19 protein-coding genes, 1 tRNA gene and 1 other annotated feature are annotated in these 22041 nt (G+C 33.1%); of the genes, 2 read left to right on the forward strand and 18 right to left on the reverse strand.

Annotation, left to right across the window (positions count from 1 at the left end):
• Positions 1 to 47: 47 nt before the first annotated feature.
• From ACODH8_RS08570 to ACODH8_RS08615, 10 genes are all read right to left on the reverse strand, one after another.
• Positions 48 to 248, reverse strand: a complete 201-nt coding sequence (locus tag ACODH8_RS08570) for a cold-shock protein (RefSeq protein WP_332465127.1) — start codon at positions 246 to 248, stop codon at positions 48 to 50.
• A 176-nt stretch (positions 249 to 424) separates the two neighbouring features.
• Positions 425 to 1099, reverse strand: coding sequence for a RadC family protein (gene radC, locus ACODH8_RS08575; protein ID WP_332465126.1), 675 nt, complete (start codon positions 1097 to 1099; stop codon positions 425 to 427).
• A gap of 56 nt (positions 1100 to 1155) precedes the next feature.
• Positions 1156 to 1824, reverse strand: coding sequence for an HAD family phosphatase (locus ACODH8_RS08580; protein ID WP_332465125.1), 669 nt, complete (start codon positions 1822 to 1824; stop codon positions 1156 to 1158).
• Complete coding sequence (locus tag ACODH8_RS08585; RefSeq protein ID WP_332465124.1) at positions 1825 to 3114, reverse strand: folylpolyglutamate synthase/dihydrofolate synthase family protein; 1290 nt, start codon at positions 3112 to 3114, stop codon at positions 1825 to 1827.
• 356 nt (positions 3115 to 3470) lie between these two features.
• Positions 3471 to 6113, reverse strand: coding sequence for a valine--tRNA ligase (locus ACODH8_RS08590; RefSeq protein ID WP_332465123.1), 2643 nt, complete (start codon positions 6111 to 6113; stop codon positions 3471 to 3473).
• Positions 6114 to 6172: 59 nt separating this feature from the next.
• Positions 6173 to 6369: a binding site (T-box leader), on the reverse strand.
• A gap of 42 nt (positions 6370 to 6411) precedes the next feature.
• Positions 6412 to 6903, reverse strand: a complete 492-nt coding sequence (tpx, locus tag ACODH8_RS08595; protein ID WP_332465122.1) for a thiol peroxidase — start codon at positions 6901 to 6903, stop codon at positions 6412 to 6414.
• A gap of 75 nt (positions 6904 to 6978) precedes the next feature.
• Positions 6979 to 7641: a redox-sensing transcriptional repressor Rex gene (locus ACODH8_RS08600; protein ID WP_332465121.1), complete on the reverse strand. Its 663-nt coding sequence runs from the start codon at positions 7639 to 7641 to the stop codon at positions 6979 to 6981.
• 176 nt (positions 7642 to 7817) lie between these two features.
• Positions 7818 to 9035 carry a tRNA uracil 4-sulfurtransferase ThiI gene (gene thiI / locus ACODH8_RS08605; protein WP_332465120.1) on the reverse strand — a complete coding sequence of 406 codons (1218 nt, stop codon included), beginning with the start codon at positions 9033 to 9035 and terminating at the stop codon, positions 7818 to 7820.
• Between the two features lie 11 nt (positions 9036 to 9046).
• Positions 9047 to 10198 carry a cysteine desulfurase family protein gene (locus ACODH8_RS08610; RefSeq protein WP_332465119.1) on the reverse strand — a complete coding sequence of 384 codons (1152 nt, stop codon included), beginning with the start codon at positions 10196 to 10198 and terminating at the stop codon, positions 9047 to 9049.
• 290 nt (positions 10199 to 10488) lie between these two features.
• A complete protein-coding gene (locus ACODH8_RS08615) occupies positions 10489 to 12213 on the reverse strand; it encodes a septation ring formation regulator EzrA (RefSeq protein ID WP_332465118.1) in 1725 nt (574 codons plus the stop codon).
• Positions 12214 to 12537: 324 nt separating this feature from the next.
• Between ACODH8_RS08615 and ACODH8_RS08620 the strand changes: the two genes are divergently transcribed.
• Positions 12538 to 13893, forward strand: coding sequence for an aspartate kinase (locus ACODH8_RS08620; protein ID WP_332465117.1), 1356 nt, complete (start codon positions 12538 to 12540; stop codon positions 13891 to 13893).
• 43 nt (positions 13894 to 13936) lie between these two features.
• On the opposite strand, the gene ACODH8_RS08625 is transcribed toward ACODH8_RS08620, so the two are convergent.
• From ACODH8_RS08625 to ACODH8_RS08635, 3 genes are read right to left on the reverse strand one after another with little or no spacing between them, the layout of a single operon-like run.
• Positions 13937 to 14443, reverse strand: coding sequence for an HAD family hydrolase (locus tag ACODH8_RS08625; RefSeq protein ID WP_420504900.1), 507 nt, complete (start codon positions 14441 to 14443; stop codon positions 13937 to 13939).
• 16 nt (positions 14444 to 14459) lie between these two features.
• Positions 14460 to 15302: a Cof-type HAD-IIB family hydrolase gene (locus ACODH8_RS08630; protein ID WP_420517677.1), complete on the reverse strand. Its 843-nt coding sequence runs from the start codon at positions 15300 to 15302 to the stop codon at positions 14460 to 14462.
• Positions 15303 to 15313: 11 nt separating this feature from the next.
• The gene (locus tag ACODH8_RS08635) at positions 15314 to 16141 is read right to left on the reverse strand and encodes a DUF72 domain-containing protein (protein ID WP_332465114.1); all 828 of its coding nucleotides are present in this window, start codon (positions 16139 to 16141) and stop codon (positions 15314 to 15316) included.
• A 223-nt stretch (positions 16142 to 16364) separates the two neighbouring features.
• Between ACODH8_RS08635 and ACODH8_RS08640 the strand changes: the two genes are divergently transcribed.
• Positions 16365 to 16601, forward strand: a complete 237-nt coding sequence (locus tag ACODH8_RS08640) for a PF20097 family protein (protein WP_332465113.1) — start codon at positions 16365 to 16367, stop codon at positions 16599 to 16601.
• A gap of 71 nt (positions 16602 to 16672) precedes the next feature.
• Here ACODH8_RS08640 and ACODH8_RS08645 read toward each other — a convergent pair whose 3' ends face one another.
• From ACODH8_RS08645 to ACODH8_RS08665, 5 genes are all read right to left on the reverse strand, one after another.
• Entirely contained in the window at positions 16673 to 17032 is a 360-nt protein-coding gene (locus ACODH8_RS08645; protein WP_332465112.1) for a hypothetical protein, read from the reverse strand.
• Positions 17033 to 17209: 177 nt separating this feature from the next.
• A tRNA-Leu gene (locus ACODH8_RS08650) sits at positions 17210 to 17296 on the reverse strand.
• 54 nt (positions 17297 to 17350) lie between these two features.
• Complete coding sequence (locus ACODH8_RS08655; protein WP_332465111.1) at positions 17351 to 17791, reverse strand: SprT family protein; 441 nt, start codon at positions 17789 to 17791, stop codon at positions 17351 to 17353.
• Positions 17784 to 19961 carry a Tex family protein gene (locus tag ACODH8_RS08660; RefSeq protein WP_332465110.1) on the reverse strand — a complete coding sequence of 726 codons (2178 nt, stop codon included), beginning with the start codon at positions 19959 to 19961 and terminating at the stop codon, positions 17784 to 17786. The genes ACODH8_RS08655 and ACODH8_RS08660 overlap by 8 nt, the downstream gene beginning before the upstream one ends.
• Positions 19962 to 19964: 3 nt before the next feature.
• Positions 19965 to 22040, reverse strand: a complete 2076-nt coding sequence (locus tag ACODH8_RS08665) for a hypothetical protein (RefSeq protein WP_332465109.1) — start codon at positions 22038 to 22040, stop codon at positions 19965 to 19967.
• Position 22041: the final 1 nt, after the last annotated feature.

A 22041-nucleotide genomic window follows, 5' to 3' on the forward strand; every position in this document is an offset into this window, starting at 1 on the left:
GTGTCAGTAGATAAATCTACTGACACTTTTGTTAATTAAAATTTAAATTAAGCTTTATGTACGTTAGCAGCTTGAGGTCCGCGATCTGTATCTTCGACTTCAAAGGTAACTGCTTGACCTTCTTCTAAAGACTTGAATCCTTCACCTTCGATAGCTGAGAAATGTACGAATACGTCATTTCCTTCTTCTTGTTGAATGAAACCAAATCCTTTTTCAGCGTTAAACCATTTTACTGTTCCTTGAGCCATTTTATTTCCTCCTCGTGCCATAAGCACTAAATGATATTTTGTAATACTTGCTTTAAGGTCGCTAGAGGTGATTGAAACGATATGTTACATACTTCTATTGAATCCAAAAACCAAATTACACATCAATCATAACGCAACTAATCTAGAATTGCAAGTAGAGTAGAAAACGTTTTTTTCTATAAAAGATCTCTTTCTTTTAGACTCGTATAGCTATTTTCACCAATAATAAGATGGTCCAAAACTTCAATTCCCATTAGATCTCCACAAGCCATAATTCGATCAGTAAAACCTAGATCTTGCTTAGACGGTTGAGGGTCACCAGAAGGATGATTGTGAATGATAATGATCCTAGCAGAGGAGTATTTAACAGCGTACTTAAATATTTCCCTAGGATGAGCTACAGATTGATTTAAAGAGCCAATAAAAAGGGTTTTCTTTTTAATAATTTCGTTTTTAGAATTTAAAAATAACACAATCAGATGCTCTTGTACTAAATCTTTCATTTCTAAAATGAACTCTTCTCCTAATTGAGCACTTGATAATACAGCTCCTTTTTTTATCTTTGTTTCATATACCAAGCGCTTTCCAAATTCTATAGCAGCCTGTATTTCAATTGCCTTAGTCGGGCCAATGCCATCTATTTCTCTTAACTCATTTAAACTAGCATCTTTTAAATCATAAACACTATCAAAATTTAGTAAGACATCGTTTGATAATTCCAAAGCGTTTTTATCTCGATTACCACTTCTTAAAATAATAGCTAATAATTCCTGATAGGATAAAGCATTGACACCTTCATTTTCTACTCGTTCACGAGGTTTAATCTCATCTTTATATTCTTTTAATTTCACTACTAAAAAAGCCTCCCTTCACCTATACTTTTAAAATACGATGAAAGGAGGTTATTTTATTTTGTTTTTTGAATATAGGCTAAAACTTCAAACAAATCAGCTTTGATGCGATGTGTTTTCTCGATAGCTTCTTCTGTAGGTTCTAATAAATCAGGCACCATAATAACAGGAACTCCTGATGTGAAAGATGCTCTGATTCCGTTTAATGAATCCTCTAACATAACAGTTTCAGCCGCAGGTGAGCCTAATTTTTCTAATGCTACTTCTACTATTTCTGGGTGAGGTTTCGCATGTGTCACTTCATCTCCTGAAACAATCCCTTTAAAATAAGGTAATAAATTAGCTTTACTTAATAATTGATTAATCATCTCAGTAGTATTACTTGAAGCCACCACACATGGTATATCTTGCTCTTTCAAGTAATCTAACAATTCAATGACACCAGGTTTTAGTGGTGCTCCTGATGTATCAAAAATATCTTTGACTTTTTGACGGCTCTCTTTATAAAAACCATCTATTGATTCTTTACTAACATAATCAAAATCGGATAAATACTTTTGATAAGCATGTTCTTCACTTAATCCAATTTCTTCTTTGTAGTATGCTTTATCGAAGCCTTTTAATCCATATTTTGGAGCAGTTGAGACGTTACATTCACAATAAATTGCTTCTGTATCCAGAATCAACCCATCCATATCAAAAATGATACCACTTATTTTTTCCAATCAATTTCCTCCTAAAAGTGTTTCTCTGACTTGGGAAATAAAATACAGAGAACCTGTAATTAAAATCAAGTCATCTCCTGTTAATTCTGTTAAAGTATCAGCCAATGCATCACGCCAATCGCCGTAAGCCTCTAAGCCCATTACTTCATATTCTTCTTTAGTGAATGCTTTAGGATAATCAAAAGCAGTTACTTTTAAATCTAGATTAGAAACAGTGTTTAAATCTTTTACCATAGCATTAATATCTTTAGTTGATAACGCACCAAAGATAGCATGTATATGTTGACCTTTAAATTCCGTTTTTAGATTATTAACCATCACTTTCATAGCATGATCATTATGAGCTCCATCTAAAACAATTAAAGGCTCATCCGATACTTTTTCCATTCTTCCAGGCCAAAAAGCATTTTTTAATCCTTTTTGAATATCACGACTTAAAATAGGTAAGCCTAGTTCTTTACAAATAATTTCGTATAATTTGATAGCTAAACTACTATTATCGACTTGATGTTGACCTAATAAAGAGATGGTCACATGAGATAAATCTAGTTCGTTTGAACGATAATTAAAGACTTCTCCCCAATTGTCATCTGGCTGAATATATTTACTTGTGAAGTCTTCTTGATAGTGATAGAGCTTGCTGTTTGTTTCATCAGCCTTCGCTTTTATCACTTCTAAAGCAGCTTCGTCAACTTTTCCAACAACTACAGGCTTGTTTTCTTTAATGATTCCTGCTTTTTGAGCAGCAATTTCTTCAATCGTATCCCCTAAAATATCTGTATGGTCAAAACCAATTGTTGTTATAGCTGAAACGATAGGAGTAATCACATTTGTGCAATCGTAAGTTCCACCTAAACCTACTTCAACTATGACAATATCAACTTGTTCATCAAGAAAATATTGGAACATAATGGCTGTTAGTATTTCAAACTCAACCGCATTTTTAAATTCTTCCACAGTGTCCATGTCATCAATAATTGGTTTAATTTTAGTGACTAATTCAACTAGCTTTTCATCTGGAATATGTTCCCCATTAATGGCTATTCTTTCATTGAAACATTCAATATAAGGTGAAGTAAAAGTCCCTACTCTTAACCCTTGTTGCTCTAACAAATTACGAAGAAATGTTGTCGTAGACCCTTTCCCATTTGTTCCGCCAATATGAACTGTTTTTAATTTATGTTGTGGATTGTCTAATCTTTCAAGTATTTCATCGATTCTGATTAATCCTGGACGGATCCCAAATTTAATGCGGTCATGAATCCAGGCTACTGTTTCTTCATAATTCATTTTAAAACCACCTATTATTTATTTTTTGACATATTTATAACTTCAGCCATCAACAAGCAATATTAATTAGATTACTTGTGATGGCTAACATTAATTTAAGCTAAACGCTAAGATTTACAGATTTTATTGACGGGCAGTAATAAGCAGCTTCTTCGGTAATTTCAGATAACTCAATCAATCTAAAAACAGATTGTTTGAGTTATCTTCCAATTACTTGAAGCTAATCGCTTATTACTACACCTTACTTGACGGGTAGTTTCAACTTGCTCTTTCGGTGATTTCAGGAAGTATAAATTATCTGAAAACCGCAGATTATTTATGCTTCCCTCCAATCACTCAGAGCAGATCAGTTGTAACTACACCTTTTTTAGTTGATTAATTCTTTCTGTTACAGCTGTTTGTTTTTCTAAGTAATCTTTTTCTTTAGCTTTTTCGCCTTCAACAACAGCTTCTGGAGCGCTTGATACAAATTTTTCGTTAGATAATTTTTTCTGTACACGTTCTACTTCTTTGGCCCATTTATCTAATTCTTTTTCAAGACGTTTAATTTCGTCCTCAATATTAATTAAATCAGCTAATGGTAAGAAAATTTCTGCACCTGTAATAACAGCACTCATTGATGTTTCTGGTGCATCAACTGCATCAGCAATCACTAATTCTTCTGGATTACAGAAACGCTCAATGTATTTCGTATTTTCGTTTAAGAATAAGTTTACTTTTTTATCATTTGTTTTGATTAATAAAGTAATTGGCTTAGACATTGGTGTATTCACCTCAGAACGAATGTTACGCACTGAACGAATTAATTCTTGTAAGACTTCCATTCCTCTTGCTGATGCTTCATCTGTGTACTCAGGTACCACTACTGGATATGGAGCTACTACTAATGACTCACCTGTATGTGGAATTTTCTCCCAAATTTCTTCCGTTACAAATGGCATGATTGGATGTAATAACTTCAAGATTTTATCTAATGTGTACGTTAAAATACTACGAGTCATATTTTTCTGAGTTTCATCTTCTCCGTAAAGAATTTCTTTACTCATTTCAATATACCAGTCACAGAAATCATCCCAGATAAAGTTGTATAACGCGCGTCCTGCTTCACCAAACTCAAAACGGTCAAAGAACACTGTTACTTTTTCAATCGTTTCATTTAAACGAGTTAAAATCCATTTATCAGCGACTGTTTTATGACCTTCTAAGTTAATATCTTCATAATTGAAGCCTTCCAAGTTCATAATAACAAAACGTGACGCATTCCAAATCTTATTGATAAAGTTCCAAGAAGCATCCATTTTTTCGTAGCTAAAACGCATGTCTTGTCCTGGTGTTGAACCATTTGATAAGAACCAACGCAAAGCATCTGATCCATATTTTTCAATAACATCCATTGGGTCAATTCCGTTACCTAAAGATTTACTCATCTTACGGCCATCTTCAGCACGAATTAAGCCATGCATTAACACATTTTCAAATGGGCGTTGTCCAGTAAATTCTAAACTTTGGAAAATCATACGACTTACCCAGAAGAAAATAATATCATAACCAGTTACTAATGTACTTGTTGGGAAGTAACGTTTGAAGTCTTCGTTTTCTTCATCTGGCCAACCCATTGTTGAAAATGGCCATAAAGCACTTGAGAACCATGTATCTAATACATCGTCATCTTGAGTCCAGTTTTCAATGTCAGAAGGTGCTGTTTCTCCAACATACATTTCACCTGTTTCATTGTGATACCAAGCAGGAATTTGATGTCCCCACCATAATTGACGTGAGATTACCCAATCATGAACATTTTCCATCCAAGTTAAGAAAGTTTGGTCAAAACGAGGTGGATAGAAGTTTACTTTATCTTCTGTTTCTTGATTTTTAATAGCCATTTCAGCTAAAGGTTTCATTTTAACAAACCACTGAGTTGAAAGACGTGGTTCAACAACAACGCCAGTTCTTTCAGAGTGTCCAACACTATGAATGTGTTTTTCGATTTCTTTAAGTAAACCTAACTCATCTAAATCTTTAATCACTGCCTTACGCGCTTCAAAACGGTCCATACCAGCGTATTTACCAGCTAATTCATTCATAGTTGCACTAGCGTCCATTACGTTAACACGTGGTAAATTATGACGATTACCAACCTCAAAGTCATTAGGGTCATGGGCAGGAGTTATTTTAACCACACCAGTTCCAAAGTCCATCTCAACGTACTCATCAGCAATAATTGGAATTTCCTTATTAACTAAAGGTAAAATAACTTTTTTACCAATTAAATCTTTATATCTTTCGTCTTCTGGATGAACCGCAACAGCTGTATCTCCAAGCATTGTTTCTGGACGAGTTGTCGCAATTTCTAATTTGCCACTACCATCTGCCAATGGATAGTACATGTGGTAGAAAGCTCCTTCGATATCTTTATGAATAACTTCAATATCTGATAAAGCAGTTTTTGCTTGTGGATCCCAGTTAATAATATACTCACCACGGTAAATTAAATCTTTTTCGTATAATTTAACAAAGACTTTTTTAACCGCATCTGAAAGACCTTTATCTAAAGTGAATCTTTCACGAGAGTAGTCAACAGAAAGACCAATTTTCCCCCATTGCTCACGAATATGACCTGCATATTCTTCTTTCCATTCATTTGTAGTTTCTAAGAATTTTTCACGGCCTAAATCATAACGTGTCACGCCTTCTGCGCGAAGTTTTTCTTCAACTTTTGCTTGAGTCGCAATACCTGCATGATCCATTCCTGGTACCCATAAAGTATCAAAACCTTGCATTCTCTTTTGACGAATAATCATATCTTGAAGAGTTGTATCCCAAGCATGACCTAAGTGTAATTTCCCTGTTACGTTTGGCGGTGGGATAACGATTGAATAAGGTTTCGCACTTTTATCTCCACTTGGTTTAAATACATCCGTGTCTAACCATTTCTGGTAACGACCCTGTTCGACTTGTTTGGGATCAAATTTTGATGCCAAGTTATTTTCTTCTGTCATAATATCTTTCCTTCCTGATTTTAAATTTTCGCAATAAAAAAAGTCCTAAAGTATTTCTACTTTAGGACGAATATCTCGCGGTACCACCTAGATTACAACTAAAAAGTTGTCACTTAAAAGCACGTTAACGAATGCTAAACGGAAAAAACTTCTGCTCCTAAGCAACCTTCATACTCTTCAAAGGAAAATCTTTCAGCCAACGGATTTTCTTTCTAAGTCTCTTCCAAGTACTACTCCTCTTAATCTAAGCATCTTTTATTTGATTTCATTCTACAATGAAAGAGTCAACGAGTCAAACTTAAATCAAAGCTTTTGCTGCTTCTAGAGCTTTTACATAATCAGGCTCTTGTGATACTTCTGGTGTGATTTCTTCGTAAACGATTGTTCCTTTTGTATCAACTACAAAAATAGCTCTTGCTAAACGGTTAATGGCTGGAATTAATAAACCATAATTTTTAGCAAATTCTAAATCAGCATCACGTAACATAGTCATCTCAACACCTTCAGCAGCACACCAGTTACTTTGCTCGTCTTTAGTATTATTTGAAATTGTCACAAAGTTAAGGCCTGTTTCTGTTGCAGCTTCTTGATTAAAACGTTTTGTTTGTAGCGCACAAACACTTGTATCAATATCTGGTACAACACTAATGATAAGTGGTTGGTTAATACTTGATGATAACTCAACAACCTCATCTTTTAAATCTTGTAATGAAAAGTTAGGTGCTTTGTCACCTACGATTGGTTGAACACCTTCTAAATCTACTGGGTTACCTTTTAACGTAATTTGCATAAAAAAACACTCCTTTATCTTTATTCTCCTTCAGTATAAATAAAGACGGAGTAAAAGACAAAAGAGATGCTTTCATTATAATTCAGTTAAATTTGGATGGTTATAATTTTCATCGTAATAGATAAGTGTTTGAAGCTCTGTTGTTAAATCAATATATTGGACTTGAACATTGTGAGGAACTTTCAAACGTTTTGGAGCAAAGTTTAGAATAGCTGTGACACCAGCTTCTACTGCTTCATCAATTACTTCTTGTGCTTTACTACTAGGTACGGTTGTAATAACTGTTGTAATACCTTCTTTTTTAATAACTTCTTTTAAATCATTAATATCACTGACTTCGATTTGGTTGATTTTAGTTCCTATTAATTCAGGATTTGAATCAAACGCAGCAACAATGTTTAAGTTTGCATTTCGTCTAAAGTTATTATTAATTAACGCTTTCCCTAAGTTTCCTACACCAATTAAAGCAATTCTTTTTTCAATTTCCGTGTTTAAAATATTACTAAAAACTTCGATTAAATATGGAACATCGTATCCATAACCGCTTCGTCCTAATTCACCAAAATGAGAAAAATCACGACGAATAGTTGCTGATGGGATTTGAATCATTTGGCTAAATTCTTTAGACTTGATTCGTTTAACTCCACTTTGATCAAGTGTTTTCAAATAACGGAAATAGAGTGGAATTCTTTTAGCTGTAGCTTTAGGAATTTCTTGGTTTTTTTTCAAATTTTCCATTGTGAACACCTCTTTAAAATTGTGACAACTTTCACATTCAGTGTATCACGGAAGATTTAACTTTTCAATGAATTTGTGAAAATATTATAAAAAAGAATTTATTCTTCTCCTATTATTAAAAAAAGCTAACGATTTTATCGTTAGCTTCTTAATTAACTATTTGTATTTAATCTGTTCTAGAACAAATCGTCCATCTCTTTTGTTGTACTATTTAGGAAATTATCACTTGATTTGATTTCTTCAATGACAAGACCTGCCATCGCTCTTTCAATCATTCCTTCAACGTCCAATCGTTTCTCATACTCTTCAACTTTTTCTAATTTCGGACGTGTTTTAGGCTCTGGTGGAGCAAAGATTGTACAGCAATCTTCAAAGGGTTGAATAGCTAGTTCAAAGGTATCAATGCTTTCAGCTATTTCAATAATTTCATTTTTATCCATTGTTACAACAGGACGAATGATTGGTGTAGCCGTTACTTCATTAATCGCAACCATGCTGTGCATTGTTTGAGAAGCTACTTGCCCAAGGGATTCTCCGTTAACAATAGCTAATCCATTACGTTTTTCTCTAATCAAATCAGTCAGACGTAACATAAAGCGACGTGTAATCGTCATCCAGTAACCAGAAGGTGTTGCGCGTTTAATCTCTTCTTGAATTTCTGTAAAAGGCACTGTGATGAATTTAATGCCTCCTACATATGGCGTTAGTTTCACAGTTAAATCTTTTGCTTTATCTAATGCTTTTTCACTTGTATAAGGAGGACTGAAGAAATGAACTGCTTCGATTTCAAGACCTCTCTTCATCGCTAAATAGCCCGCTACAGGCGAATCAATTCCACCTGAGAGCATTAACATACCTTTACCACTTGAGCCCACTGGTAAGCCCCCACGGCCTTGTACCGTTTGACAAGAAAGATAGGCTGCTTCTTTTCTTACTTCAACATCAACTCGAATATCAGGTTTGATCATTTTTGCTTCAATTCCTGGTACACCATGATAAATAGCGCCACCAACTTCTTTATTCATATCATTGCTATCCCAGATAAATTGTTTATCTGAACGACGACTTTGAACTTTAAAGGTTTGACCTTCTACCCAAATTTCTTTTACCATATCAATAGCTGTTTGACAGATTAAATCAGTATCTTTTTCAATTTTAATAACAGGAGAAAAACTTTGAATACCAAAAATGGGAGTTAATCTTTCCATTACTTTATCACTATCAGCACCATTTAATTCTAAATGCATTCTATCACGGTCTGATTGGATTTTAACCTCTTCAAATTCGTGTAAGCTCTTTTTAATATTGTGTGCTAATTGACTAATAAAAATACGTCTGTTTTTTCCTTTTGTTGATAATTCGCCATAACGAATCATTATTTCTGTATAATTCATAAGTTCTCCTTTTATCCGTTGATTTTCTCAAATTTATCATAAAGTTGTTTAAAAATAATTAAAAACTGCTCAGCTTCTGCCAGTGTATTCTTTTCATCTAAACTGATGCGAATAGCCGTTTCTGATAGTTTAATTGGAACGCCCATTGACCCTAACGTACTACTACTCATTTTTTTCTTACTTGAACAAGCGCTAGTTGTCGACACAAAAATTTCTTTGTCTTCTAAAGCATGAACTAGTACTTCTCCTCTAATTTCTTTAATTCCTAAACAAAGAATATGTGGTGCTTGGTATTCTTTTTCATCAGGGGAAAAAACAGTTACTTTTTCAAACTTACTTAAATGTTCTTCTAAGTAATCACGCATTCTTCTTATGTATGGTTCTTTTAAATCACGATCTTCGAATAATAAACGAGTTGCTCGAGCCGTACTAACAATCCCAGGTGTATTTTCAGTAGTACTGCGCTTATTATTCTCCTGTCCTCCACCTGTTAATAATGGAGCTAGTTTATTTCCTTTTTTCCAGTACAACATACCCACTCCACGTGGCCCATGGAATTTATGAGCTGAAAAACTAGCAAAATCTACACGATCTGTTAACCAATCTTCAGTCGGTATTTTTCCAACTGCCTGAACTGCATCCACATGATAATGAATTGAAGGATGATTTTTTAAGATATGACTGATTTCCTTAATAGGTTGAATCACTCCTACCTCGCTGTTAATAACAACAGTTGAAACAAGAATCGTATCGTCTTTAATTAAATCTTTCAAGGCTGCGACATCAATAACACCATTTTTCAAAACTGGTGCGATTGAAACTTCAAAGCCTAAACTCTCTAATTGTCTGGCTGATTCTGTCACAGATGGATGTTCTACTGCTGAAATAATAATATGTTTACCAAATGGTCTTTTTTCAATAGCAGTTCCTTTTAATACCCAGTTATTACTTTCTGTTCCACCACTTGTAAAATACAACTCGTCTTTATGAACACCAAGTTGTGTACTAATTTGTTCTCTTGATTTATCTAACAATACAGCTCCCTGCTCACCTAAACGATGAAGACTTGAAGGATTACCAATAAACCGTTCACTAGTACGTTTGTAAGTCTCTAATACACTTTTTTCCATAGCCGTTGTCGCGCTATTATCAAAATAGATCATATTTACGTCACTCTTTTCTAAAAATTCATGTTTATTATAACGTCTTAAAAGCATTCCATCAACTAATCAAGGTGATGAAAAAGTCGTTTTGCTCTGAACAATTGGAACTTCTGATAAACAATCACAGGTTTTGATTGCTTATTAGAAGTGAAATTGCTGAAAGAGCAGACTTTTTATTCCCGACTAATCAAGGTGATAGAAAAGTCGTTTTGCTCTAATTTCTAAGTTTAAAAAAGAAAATAAAAAAGAGTGACATCTAAAACGAGTCACTCTTTCTCCAATCTAATTGCTTAGATCATGTTATCTTTATTAGCAAAATAATATTTTCTAATGCGCTCAGTTACTCCCGGTTCAATTCGTTCAATACCTGAACTAATTGTGTCTAAAGCATCTTCGTATAGATGCTCTCTTGAGAATAAACTTAAACTACGATCGATCGCGTTTTTAATTTCTGGATGAGAGAAGCGGTAACGGTTAGCATGTTGAATCATTTGCTCTGTTAGAGCAGCACTGTCGATTAAGTTATTAGTCTTCTCTTTAAGAGTTGCGATATCTTCTTCGCACAGACTTACTAAACGATCAATATGATTCATATCTATTCTAATCTTATTAAGCTCACGGCTTAATTCTTCAACTCTTTCACCAGCTACATAGAAGAACTCTAAATAACTGCTTGGTATTCCAGGTAAACGTTGCTTTTCTACATGTCGTTTCAATGTACGCAACTCTAATTCATAATCATCGATCTTTTTAATAGCATCTCTTTCTCTAGGAGCAAAGTCCTTGATAGATTGACCTGTTTCAATTTGGTCTTCTTCGATGTCTTTTAATTGATCTAGACTCTCGCGATAAAAGGCAGCAACTTGTGAAAAGATTGCTTCTTTGTTTTTTAATTTTTCTTCTGTCGCATCGAATTCTTTACGCATTTCCTGCATTTGAGCTTGGAAACCTCGAACTTTACCTAATTCATTGTTATTTAAAACATAGCTTTGAGACACATGGTCTAATTCAATTAATAATAAATGATTGTTTTTATCCGCATGTTCTAAGAAATTAAGTAATGTTGCTTTGTTGTCATTAACATAATGACGAGCGTTAATTTCTTTTTCCATCACATCATATAATTGATCGATTTCTTTTGCGATTTCACCATTTAGTTTGTCCACATTTTCAACTTCTAATTTTTCTAAGTTCATTAGAGTTGAGCGAACTTTACCTTCTAGTTTTTCAACATTGACTTGTACTACATCATTTTCAAACACATAATTGTCTTTGATTAATGCGGCATAGCCTTCTTTGATTTCCTTAAGCTGTTTAGGAAACGTTTTGTTTAAAACAGTGAATAATGGTGGGATTTCATCGATTACTTTTTGAATCTCATATGTTCTTTTCTCTGCTTTCTCTAAAACCGAACTAGCTTCCATAGGATCACCAGCCGTATTTAAAGCAACAAATTGTGTAAAATCACGTTCGACATTTTGAATTTGTTTTTCAAGTTCTTTATAAGAAACCCCGTATTTATCAGGGTCTGAAGTAACAGATTCACTAATAGCCTCATAAGCATCTAAAGCTTGTTGTACAGCTTCAGAGTTTCTTACTTCACTACCCTTTAAGTCTTTCAATCCTTGGCGAATTTCTTCAACCTCAGATTCCATACTTTTTAGTGTTCCTTCTGCTTCTTCAATTGCATCTTTTACTTTGATAAAACGAAATGTTTCATTTAAATTCTCAATTTCAAAAATGAGGCTTTCTAATTCTGCAAAGGAGATGGTAGAGATATCGATCCATTTTTGGTTCCATTCTCTAAAGGTATTTTGACTTTGTCCTACTAAATGCATTTTTTTAACATCATCAACTTCTTCAAGTACTGGTAGATCAAATAAAGCAATCTTTCTCTTTTCGAGATCCTCCAGTCGGTCTTGATTTTTACGTCTCATAAAAAATGCTACTAAATATGATGCAGCAGCTAAAATTATTACAAAAAGTAATAGCCATAACCAAATTTTAGTATTCATGACATTTCCTCCATTTAAGTGTTAGTCACCACTACCTCCTCAAATTACCAGAAAAAAACAGCTTTAAGACTTTTCCTTGTTTGGACATCTTATAGCTTGTCTTACTTTACAATCAATCGTCTATTAGAAAATTTACATCTAAGAAAGATTATATCACATTCACATCATCGTATCACTAATAAAATTTTAAAATGAAGCTTTTTTTAACGTTGTAGACCCTTTATAGATATTTTTTATTTTACTGGATTTTTTTCATTATTTATTGCAATTCCATTTTGACTTCGGTATTGTATAACTTAATATATTTAATAGGGGGTAATAAAAATGAAGGTAACTAAATTCGGTGGGAGTTCTTTAGCTGACGCCGCTCAACTAAAAAAAGTATTAGAGATTATTAAGGCTGATTCAGAACGACGGTTCATTATTGTTTCAGCGCCTGGCAAACGTGATGATAAAGATATAAAAGTAACTGATTTATTGATTCGTTATTGTGAGGCATTCTTAGAAAAAAAAGAAACACATTCGATTGAATCTCTCATCATTTCACGTTTCAAAGAAATAAGTGATAATTTACAATTAACATCATCCTTACCTATTATTTCAGATTATATTTCTTCATTGAAAGAAACAACATATAAAGATAAAGAAAAAATAAGTGATCTATTCAAATCTAGTGGCGAAAATTGTCATGCCATGTTAGTGGCTGAATTTTTAACAAAAAATAACTTACCTGCCACTTATGTTCATCCAAAAGATGCTGGCCTTTTAGTTGAAGATATTCCAGGGGATGCTGTCATCAAAAAAGAAGCCTATGAAAAAATCAAATTATTAACTGATATGGATACTATTGCTGTCATCCCAGGCTTTTTTGGTGTCACTGAAAATGATGACATTTGTACATTCTCAAGAGGTGGATCAGATGTGACTGGCGCGATTATTTCAGCTGGTATTAAAGCTGATTTATACGAAAACTTCACTGATGTTGACGCTATTTATGCGGCTAATCCTAAATTAATTGAAAATTGCCAAGCTATTGAATCACTAACTTTTAGAGAAATGCGAGAGCTAAGTTATGCTGGTTTTAATGTTCTCCATGATGAGGCCCTTATTCCAGCTTTTTATGCGGATATTCCTGTTGTTATAAAAAACACCAACAATCCTAATTCACCTGGTACATTGATTTCTTCCATGGGAGCCCTTAACAAACGAGTTGTAACTGGAATTGCTGCTGATTCTGGTTTTAGTAGTATCTACTTAAGTAAGTACTTAATGAATAGAGAGCTTGGTTTTGGTTTTAATGTCTTAAAAATTCTCACTGATTTCCATCTACAATATGATCACATGCCATCTGGTATTGATGACATTACGATTATTCTTAGAAAAAAACAATTAACACCTGAAATTTTGCTAGCCTTAAGTAAACGGCTCAAAGAAGAATTGGAGCTAGATGATTTAATCATTAAACATGACATCTCAATGATTGCTGTTGTCGGTGAAGGGATGGTCAACAGCGTTGGTGCTGCTGCTACTGCTACAAAAGCATTGGCTGATAAGCACATCAATCTTGAAATGATTAACCAAGGTGCTTCAGAAGTGAGTATCATTGTTGCAATAGATGAAAAACAAGAAGATGAAGCCATCAAAGCTTTGTACCACGCTTTTTTCAACTCAAATCAATAAGAAAAGACATCGAGATTTTTCTCGATGTCTTTTCTATTTCTAACTAACTAAAATCTGCTTTTTGTTTCTCGATTTCTTTTAATATCTTTTGTTCTGGCGCGTAATCTTTTTCCCAATTATCTGGTTTTAGAACTTTCCCTGTTACTTCATGATACCTTGGTTGACCATCAGGAAATAATTTTCCCATATTGGCTTGATGAACCAAATTAAAAATCGGTGTCGGATCAACATTCATCATCACAAATGAACCATAAGTAAAATAAAGTAAGTCAATTAAGGCATCTACTTCATCTACTAAGGGTTCTACTTGCTTGTTTTTCTCTACTAAAGCATCTGCTTCTTTGTCTAAACTGTTTTTAAGATAATCAACACTGCTTCTAAAACCTGCTTCATCTCCTGCATTTGCTGCATAAAGAAATTCTAAAATTTCCTCTAACTTAAAGCCACTTCTAAATTCAGCCATTTCTTTTGAAAGAGCTGAAACTTCAGTTTTTTCAATTGGATCAAAATGATCATGAAATTCTTTAACTTGTTGATAAGGTGTTGTCATCCTGAATTCCTCACTTCTATCTAATAATATTAAAATGACGTAAGGCATTAAATATGCCATCCTCATCGTTTGAATCTGTTACATAATCAGCTAATTGTTTGATGTCATCATTGCCATTTCCCATGGCAACACCAATCCCAATTTCCCTTAGCATTTCTGTATCATTCCAACTATCTCCAAAAGCGATAGCTTCATCTGCCGAAATACCATAATGCTTTAATACTTCATTAATACCTACAATCTTAGAACCACCCTTAGCAATAATATCAACCGAATAAGGATTCGAACGTGTAAAATGACAATCAGAAAATAAATTTTCCAATCGCTCTTGCTCACTAGCCGGACTTAATAAGACACATTGATAAATCGGATTTTCAAAAATAGGTAACGTTATAAATTTATTTTCTCTTTTAGGCAATAATTGCCATTTTTTTAATAAGCTTTGTAGTTCTTTAGCTGAGTAATTAGCAGGTAATAAAGGTTGGATTTGCTTAATCCATTTTCTCTGACCTAACTGCATTGATTGGCTACCAAAAAAAGCTTTACGACCACCAAAAAGCATTTGTCTTTCTTCCTCATCACCAAATATAGCTAATTTTTCTAATGTTTCGTTTGGAAAAGGTTGTTGATAAATACCAGCATCATGAGAAAAAACTAATTGACCGTTATATAAAACATAAGCATCCATTGGTAACTGCCCAAGTAAACTTTGAATACTCTTTGGTCCTCGACCTGAAGCAATACAACAAAGTATATTTTCCTGATGTAACTTCTCAATCGCTCTTTTAGTTGAGTCTAATATTTCAGCGTTACTACTTAAAAGAGTTCCATCAATATCAAAAAAAGCTGCTTTTATCATCATTTTCTCCTTTAGAATAACGACGTTTGATTAGGATTTAACCCCTCATAAGAAACGCCGAGTATTTTTTTTAATAGTTGTCCATTAGGTGCGGCATCTTTAGCTGAATTATTGTTAAAAATAACAGCTATTTCTTTTGCTTTTATCCCCCGCAAAGATTCTGCTAGCTCTTGCAGTTCTATTTCTGAGTAACAATACAAATTTCTTTTCTTACGCCAATCTTCACTATTGTCTAGCCAATTGCCTTTATTTCTACCATGAAGCCTAACAAATACAAAATCTTCATTAGTCACTGTTGTATCAAATGGAACTGAATGAAGGGCAACTTGAGGTTGATCAACCATAACTAAAGTATAACGATAATTTCTCATAAAAGTCATCATCGAACTCTTCATTTTCTCATGATACCAACTGCCATTTCGAAACTCAATGCTTATTGGGATATTAGGATAATATTTCCTAATTTGTCTTAAGTAGTCAACATTTTCTCTATTACAAGTAAAATTAGCTGGAAATTGAAATAAAATACTTGCTAACTTATTTGAATCTATAACTGGTTGAATAAATTTTTCATATGCCTCAAACATCTCTAATTCACTTGTATAATAGTCATTAAATGGTCTATGACGAGTCATTCCTTTGTAAGCTTTTAAGATAAATTTAAAAGACTTTGGCGTCTTATCCACCCATTTTTGACTAGTATCTGGGCCCTTTATACCATAAAAAAGGGTGTCTAATTCTATTATTGGAAAAAAGCCTGCATACTCTTCTAAAGTTAAGTTCTTTTTATTTAATAAACTACCATGTTCATGAAAAGTTGTCATTCCTATTTCTATCATTTTACTCCTCCAATATAGAATGTTTACTCTATCTACTTTACAGAATAACATGAGATATTTCAAATAAATTCAAATAGCCACTTTCCCAATACTTTACATTTTCAAAATAAAAAGATTTATAATACATAGTTTTTGAACTTTAAAAGCTATAATAGTCTACCTTATCACTTTTAAATATGATAAACTTTTCTTATATTATTACTCATTAAATAGGAGGAGTTTTATGAATTGTGGTACATGCTCAAAAGAGATGATTAAAGGAAATTTATTTGGAGACCGTTATGCCTTAAAATGGTTGCCTGACGATAAAAAGTTAATAGGTGGTACTTTCATTAACGCTGCTGATGGGATTGTCTTAAAAAAGAATAGTGGTTTAGTTGGTCGACCAAGAAATGAAGCCTTTGTTTGTGATAACTGTGGACATCTTGTGATTGATTTGAATTCACAACAAGCTAAATAACTGTTTAAATAAATAAACCTTCTATAGAATCTATTGCTATAAGCCTCTAGATTCTATAGAAGGTTGTTTATTTAAAAATGATAACCCATTTCTTTTAACAGCTCTTCTCCGTTATCCAAAACAATTCCACGTTTTTTTTCAAAATCGATAACATTATTTCGATTAGCATAGGTGATGATTTCTGCAACCACTTGAGGCTGCGTTAAAGAAATCATTTTTTGGGTTCCATCCCTTAATACATAAAAGCCATTTTTCAACATTTGATGATCTACAGAATGATTTCTTAAAGAAAATCGTATAAGTAACTCCGCATTTATTCCAACATCTGACGTCACTAATAAATAAGAATAATTTCGATCTTTCTTATTTGAATAAGTGAATCTCCAAAAATATTTTTTACCATCAATTACTATTCTTCTAAACTCTTTCAAAATAGACACCTCCAGTTTTAATCTTTATAAAACTATGTCATTTCTCTTTATTATCTACTCTTCACTTATAGATTATCACAATATTATAAAATACTCACGTTTATCGAACTGAAAAGGAGTCATTTAATAAAAAAAGAAGATAACTCTTAAGTTATCCTCTCTTCTGAAAGTCTTTAATGCGAGAAAAGGGACTCGAACCCTCACGAGGAATTATTCCTCACAAGATCCTTAGTCTTGCGCGTCTGCCAATTCCGCCATTCTCGCTTGGCTATATGTAAACCATTTACTTGTAACAAGTAAAACTATAACGATTTCTACTTAGTTTGTCAAATGCTTTAATACTCCTCCACATTTACAAACATAACGTTTTGTATCAATTCTTCTTTGGCGATAAATGTCTTGAGAACAACTAGCACATCTATAGTGATGATGCATTTTTCTTTGTTTTAGAGGTTTCACAAAACGGCTTCCACCAGTAGATTTTAATAACAATTTGAAATCAGCATCTTTATGTTGATAACCTTTTCCCTCTAAGTGGAGATGATAATGGCATAATTCATGTTTGATGACACCTATTAATTCTTCCATCCCATGTAAACTTAGCACTAATGGATTAAAATCAAGATTGCCAGAACTTAAATGGTAACGTCCTCCAGTTGTTTTTAATCGTTGATTAAACGTTGCTTGATGTAAAAAAGGTTTCTCAAAAAAAGAAAGAGAAACCTTTTCCACCAAACGCTGTAATTCCTGATTAGTCATTAGTTGCCACTGGAATCATCGTTAAAGCAATTCGTTGTTTTTTCAAATCAACTGAATCAATCCATACGGTTACAACATCCCCCACTGCAACGACATCAGTTGGATGTTTAACAAACTTGTTACTTAATTTGGAAATATGAACCATTCCGTCTTGTTTGACACCAATATCAACAAAGGCTCCAAAATCAACCACGTTTCTAACAGTTCCTTGCAATTCCATACCTGCTTTTAAATCTTCCATACTTAAGACATCTTGTCGTAGCAACGGTGCCGGCATTTCATCACGCATATCGCGTCCTGGTTGTAACAGAGATTTTCTAACGTCTTCAAGGGTTTCTTTACCAATATCTAAAGTATCAGCTAATTGATCAATAGCTACATGATTTAATCGTTCAGTTGCCTCTTTAGTTCCTAAATCTTTTTCTGAGATATTAATTTCTTTTAATAAGCCTTTTACAATGGAATAACTTTCTGGATGAATTCCAGTATTATCTAATATGTTTTTACCATCTGGTATTCTCAAGAAACCAATTGCTTGCTCATAAGCTTTAGGTCCTAAACGTGGTACTTTTTTAAGTTCAGTACGGCTATTGAATGTTCCGTTTTCTTCACGATAGATCACAACATTTTTAGCGGTTGTTTTATTTAACCCAGACACATGTTGTAACAACTGAGCACTTGCTGTATTAACATTAACACCAACCTGGTTTACTGCTGTTTCAACAACAAAATCTAGTTGTTCTGTCAAACGCTTTTGAGAAACGTCATGTTGGTACTGACCAACCCCCACAGCTTTTGGATCTATCTTAACAAGTTCTGCTAACGGGTCTTGTAATCGTCTAGCAATACTAGCTGCACTTCTTTCTTCCACTTGTAAATCAGGGAATTCTTCACGAGCAATTTTACTAGCTGAATACACAGAAGCTCCTGCTTCGTTAACAATAACATAGAAGACTTCACGTTTTATTTGTTTTAGATTTTCAGAAACAAATAATTCTGACTCACGACTTGCTGTTCCATTTCCAATAGCAATCATTTCAACTTTGTATTCTTCAATGAACTCAATAAATTCTTTTGGTGCTTCACTTCTTCTCGCTTGCGAAGCTGGTTTATGTGGATAAATGACTTTAACGGCCAATAGTTTACCTGTCTCATCTACAACTGCTAATTTACACCCTGTACGATAGGCTGGGTCAAACCCTAAAACAACTTTTCCTTTTAAAGGTGATTGTAATAATAAGTTTCTCAAGTTCTCGCCAAAAATGGCAATAGCTTGCTCATCTGCTTTTTCAGTTAGCTCTGCTCTAATTTCTCGCTCGATTGACGGCCCAATAAAACGTTTATAGCTATCTTCATAAGCTTGAGCGACTGCTTCCACAGCAAAACTTGTTGATTCTTTTATCAATTGACGGTTTAAATAACCAAAAACACGCGTTTCATCTACTTTGATTTCAGCTTTAACAACCCCTTCTTTTTCACCACGATTAGCTGCTAAAACACGGTGTGAAGCTATTTTTTTTACAGGTTCTTCAAAAGAATAATACATCTCATAAACAGAGGTTTCATCTAATGATTTATCTTTTTCTTCAGTCGCAAAAATACCATTTTGCCATACAAATTCTCTTAACCACTCTCTGTATGTAGGCTCATCACTAATAACTTCTGCCATAATTTCGTGAGCTCCAGCTAAACAATCTTCAACAGAATTTAATTCTTCTTCTGAGTTAATATATTTTTTAGCTTCAACTTCAATAGAGCCCTCTGTTGGTAAACTTAATAGCCAAGTTGCTAAAGGTTCTAGACCTTTTTCTTTGGCAATTGTCGCTTTTGTACGACGTTTTTGTTTGAATGGACGATATAAATCCTCAACTTGTTGCATTTTTTCAGCTTTTTTTATTTTTTCAGCTAAACTGTCAGTTAGCTTTCCTTGTTCTTCAATGATACGTAAGACTTCTTCTTTTCTTTTAACAAGGCCAGTCAAATAAGCGTGACGTTCTTCAATTTCTCGAATAGCTACTTCATCTAAACTTCCTGTCATCTCTTTTCGATAACGTGCTATAAAAGGAACTGTATTCCCTTCAGCTAAAAGTTCCAATACTTTATCAATTTGGCTTGGTTTATATTGGTTTAATTCTTTTTTTAATAACAATAATACTTGTGCTTCTTGCATAGCTTATCGATTCCCCTCATTTAAAAAATACTTGTCAATGTAGTAGGATACTTTTAAATAATAAGTGTCTAAATACGTTGATAATTCACTATAACCTTTTAATATGTTATAAGTTGACTCATCTATGGTAACATAATTTTTGGAAAAAAATGATTTTTTAACGTCAAGAGACAACTCTTCCTCAAAGGCGTCCATTTTATTTATGAAAGGCTTACACCACTCTAGGAAATCTGCATTTTTGTCTGCATCATCCATAATCAGTACTTGACTCCATCTAAACCCTAAAAATTTAAATCCTAAAACTGCTTTTCTATAATCTGATTTTGAGATTTTTATGTCATGAAAATATTCATCATAATATGATTTCAATAGTTCTTTTATTTTTTTCTCATCTGCTATTTGATCTTCTTTATGCGCATTTATCAGTTCTTCAGCCATAACTTCTTCTATGAAAGGATCTGCCTCATAATAAAAATCTTCTTCATATTCTATATCGTAATCATCTATTATAGTTGCTTGCCACTCTATTTTTTCTTCATTTGCTTTTTTTACTTCAGGTTCTATTGCTACTCTTTGACTCAAATAATAATCGAGCTCTTTTTCGTTTTCTTCTAGCTTATCTTCCATCATGTTTAACTGACTCGTTAAAAAGCCAACTTCTTGACGATAACTTAAACTTTCAGTTTCTAAATGAGAAAATTGTTCAACTAGTTCTTGATATTTAATTTGCCACTCATCTAATTGATCCCATTTTTCCTTTTGATACTCTAGTTCATAGATTTCAGCTTTCAATACTTTGTTAGTAGCTTCGCTCATTTTTAACTCTTCTAAGGTATCATCTAATTGTTGTTGAACTAACTCTTCTTGGTTAATAGCTTTTTCTCGTAATTCTAGTTGATTACTCACATCTAGTACAAGTTTATTATTTTTTCTTTCCTGTTCTTCATTTTGCCTTTTAGCCACTGCCAAATTGGCTCTTAGTTCTTCTAACTGGATTTCAGCTTTTTGTCGCTCATTAATTTCAAGTATTAATTTTTTTTCAGCTTCCAATAAGCTTTTATCCAATTTTTCGTAATCAAATTGAGCTTTTTCAAGTAATTCTTCTTGAGCTTTTTTCCCATTTTCAAGAGATTGACTTAACTGCTTCACTTGATTACGATACTTTTCAGTCATACTTTGACTTTCGTTTATTTTGATACGATAATCACTATTTTCTTGATGTAAATTTCTTACAGTTGTCTCTAATTCAGATACTTTTTCTAATCGTTCAGCATCAATTTTACGCTCATTTAAACGGTCATTGAGCTTTATATTTGCTTTATCTAATTGACGATTTACTTGATTATTCGTTTTTATTTCATCCGTCAGCTCAGATACTTCTTGTGTTAACGAATTGATATCTTCTTTTAAAGATTTAATCATATCGTCTTTTCGATTTAATTCAGCAACTAAATATTTTTTTTCCTGTTGGTCAAAAAATATTTCTTGTTCTTTTAATTGATTTAATTTTTCTTCATTTTTTGGCCTTTTATGTTGGCTTGTTTGTTTAGCAGTTAATTGTACTAAAAGTTGTTCTTGTTCCTCAATATCTTGATGAAGCTTTTTAATAATTTTATCTTCTTCTGTTTCTTCAACTTTAGGCACCGACTCTTCTTTTGTCTGTTTTAAAGAAACTTCCTCTCGGACGACTATTTCAATCCCTAATTTATTAACTATTTTTACTAAACACTCTTCTAATATGATTGAAGAGGCACTTAGAAGCTCTTTTATTTCTTTACTATTTAAACTTTGTGATACTTGAAAGCTTAAATACAAACGATGTTGATTAGCTCTTGGCTCTTGTATAAAACATCTACTTACAGAATAATGATTAAAACGACGTTCCCATTCTTTTAAAAATACTTTACCTACTATTGTTAAATGAGCACTTTCCAGTGCTATGTTATGCCAACTTAGCTCTAATTGATTCCTATTACTAACTGTTTTTTTATTAGGAATAATAATTAAATCATTTTTATCATCTCGTATACGTTCTTTTTTAAAGATACGACTTTTTATTTCAAAAAGATTTTTTGACATG

It is taken from the genome of Vagococcus fluvialis, from assembly GCF_048815235.1.
GTDB lineage: Bacteria > Bacillota > Bacilli > Lactobacillales > Vagococcaceae > Vagococcus.

Excerpts from the sequence above, each read along its gene's own strand:
- ACODH8_RS08570 (WP_332465127.1), bottom strand. The coding sequence starts at position 248 with ATGGCTCAAGGAACAGTAAAATGGTTTAACGCTGAAAAAGGATTTGGT.
- ACODH8_RS08590 (WP_332465123.1), bottom strand. The coding sequence starts at position 6,113 with ATGACAGAAGAAAATAACTTGGCATCAAAATTTGATCCCAAACAAGTC.
- ACODH8_RS08640 (WP_332465113.1), top strand. The coding sequence starts at position 16,365 with ATGAATTGTGGTACATGCTCAAAAGAGATGATTAAAGGAAATTTATTT.
- ACODH8_RS08665 (WP_332465109.1), bottom strand. The coding sequence starts at position 22,040 with ATGTCAAAAAATCTTTTTGAAATAAAAAGTCGTATCTTTAAAAAAGAA.
- ACODH8_RS08600 (WP_332465121.1), bottom strand. The coding sequence starts at position 7,641 with ATGGAAAATTTGAAAAAAAACCAAGAAATTCCTAAAGCTACAGCTAAA.
- ACODH8_RS08585 (WP_332465124.1), bottom strand. The coding sequence starts at position 3,114 with ATGAATTATGAAGAAACAGTAGCCTGGATTCATGACCGCATTAAATTT.
- ACODH8_RS08610 (WP_332465119.1), bottom strand. The coding sequence starts at position 10,198 with ATGATCTATTTTGATAATAGCGCGACAACGGCTATGGAAAAAAGTGTA.
- ACODH8_RS08655 (WP_332465111.1), bottom strand. The coding sequence starts at position 17,791 with ATGACTAATCAGGAATTACAGCGTTTGGTGGAAAAGGTTTCTCTTTCT.
- ACODH8_RS08615 (WP_332465118.1), bottom strand. The coding sequence starts at position 12,213 with ATGAATACTAAAATTTGGTTATGGCTATTACTTTTTGTAATAATTTTA.
- ACODH8_RS08620 (WP_332465117.1), top strand. The coding sequence starts at position 12,538 with ATGAAGGTAACTAAATTCGGTGGGAGTTCTTTAGCTGACGCCGCTCAA.
- thiI (WP_332465120.1), bottom strand. The coding sequence starts at position 9,035 with ATGAATTATACAGAAATAATGATTCGTTATGGCGAATTATCAACAAAA.
- ACODH8_RS08635 (WP_332465114.1), bottom strand. The coding sequence starts at position 16,141 with ATGATAGAAATAGGAATGACAACTTTTCATGAACATGGTAGTTTATTA.
- tpx (WP_332465122.1), bottom strand. The coding sequence starts at position 6,903 with ATGCAAATTACGTTAAAAGGTAACCCAGTAGATTTAGAAGGTGTTCAA.
- ACODH8_RS08625 (WP_420504900.1), bottom strand. The coding sequence starts at position 14,443 with ATGACAACACCTTATCAACAAGTTAAAGAATTTCATGATCATTTTGAT.
- ACODH8_RS08660 (WP_332465110.1), bottom strand. The coding sequence starts at position 19,961 with ATGCAAGAAGCACAAGTATTATTGTTATTAAAAAAAGAATTAAACCAA.
- ACODH8_RS08630 (WP_420517677.1), bottom strand. The coding sequence starts at position 15,302 with ATGATAAAAGCAGCTTTTTTTGATATTGATGGAACTCTTTTAAGTAGT.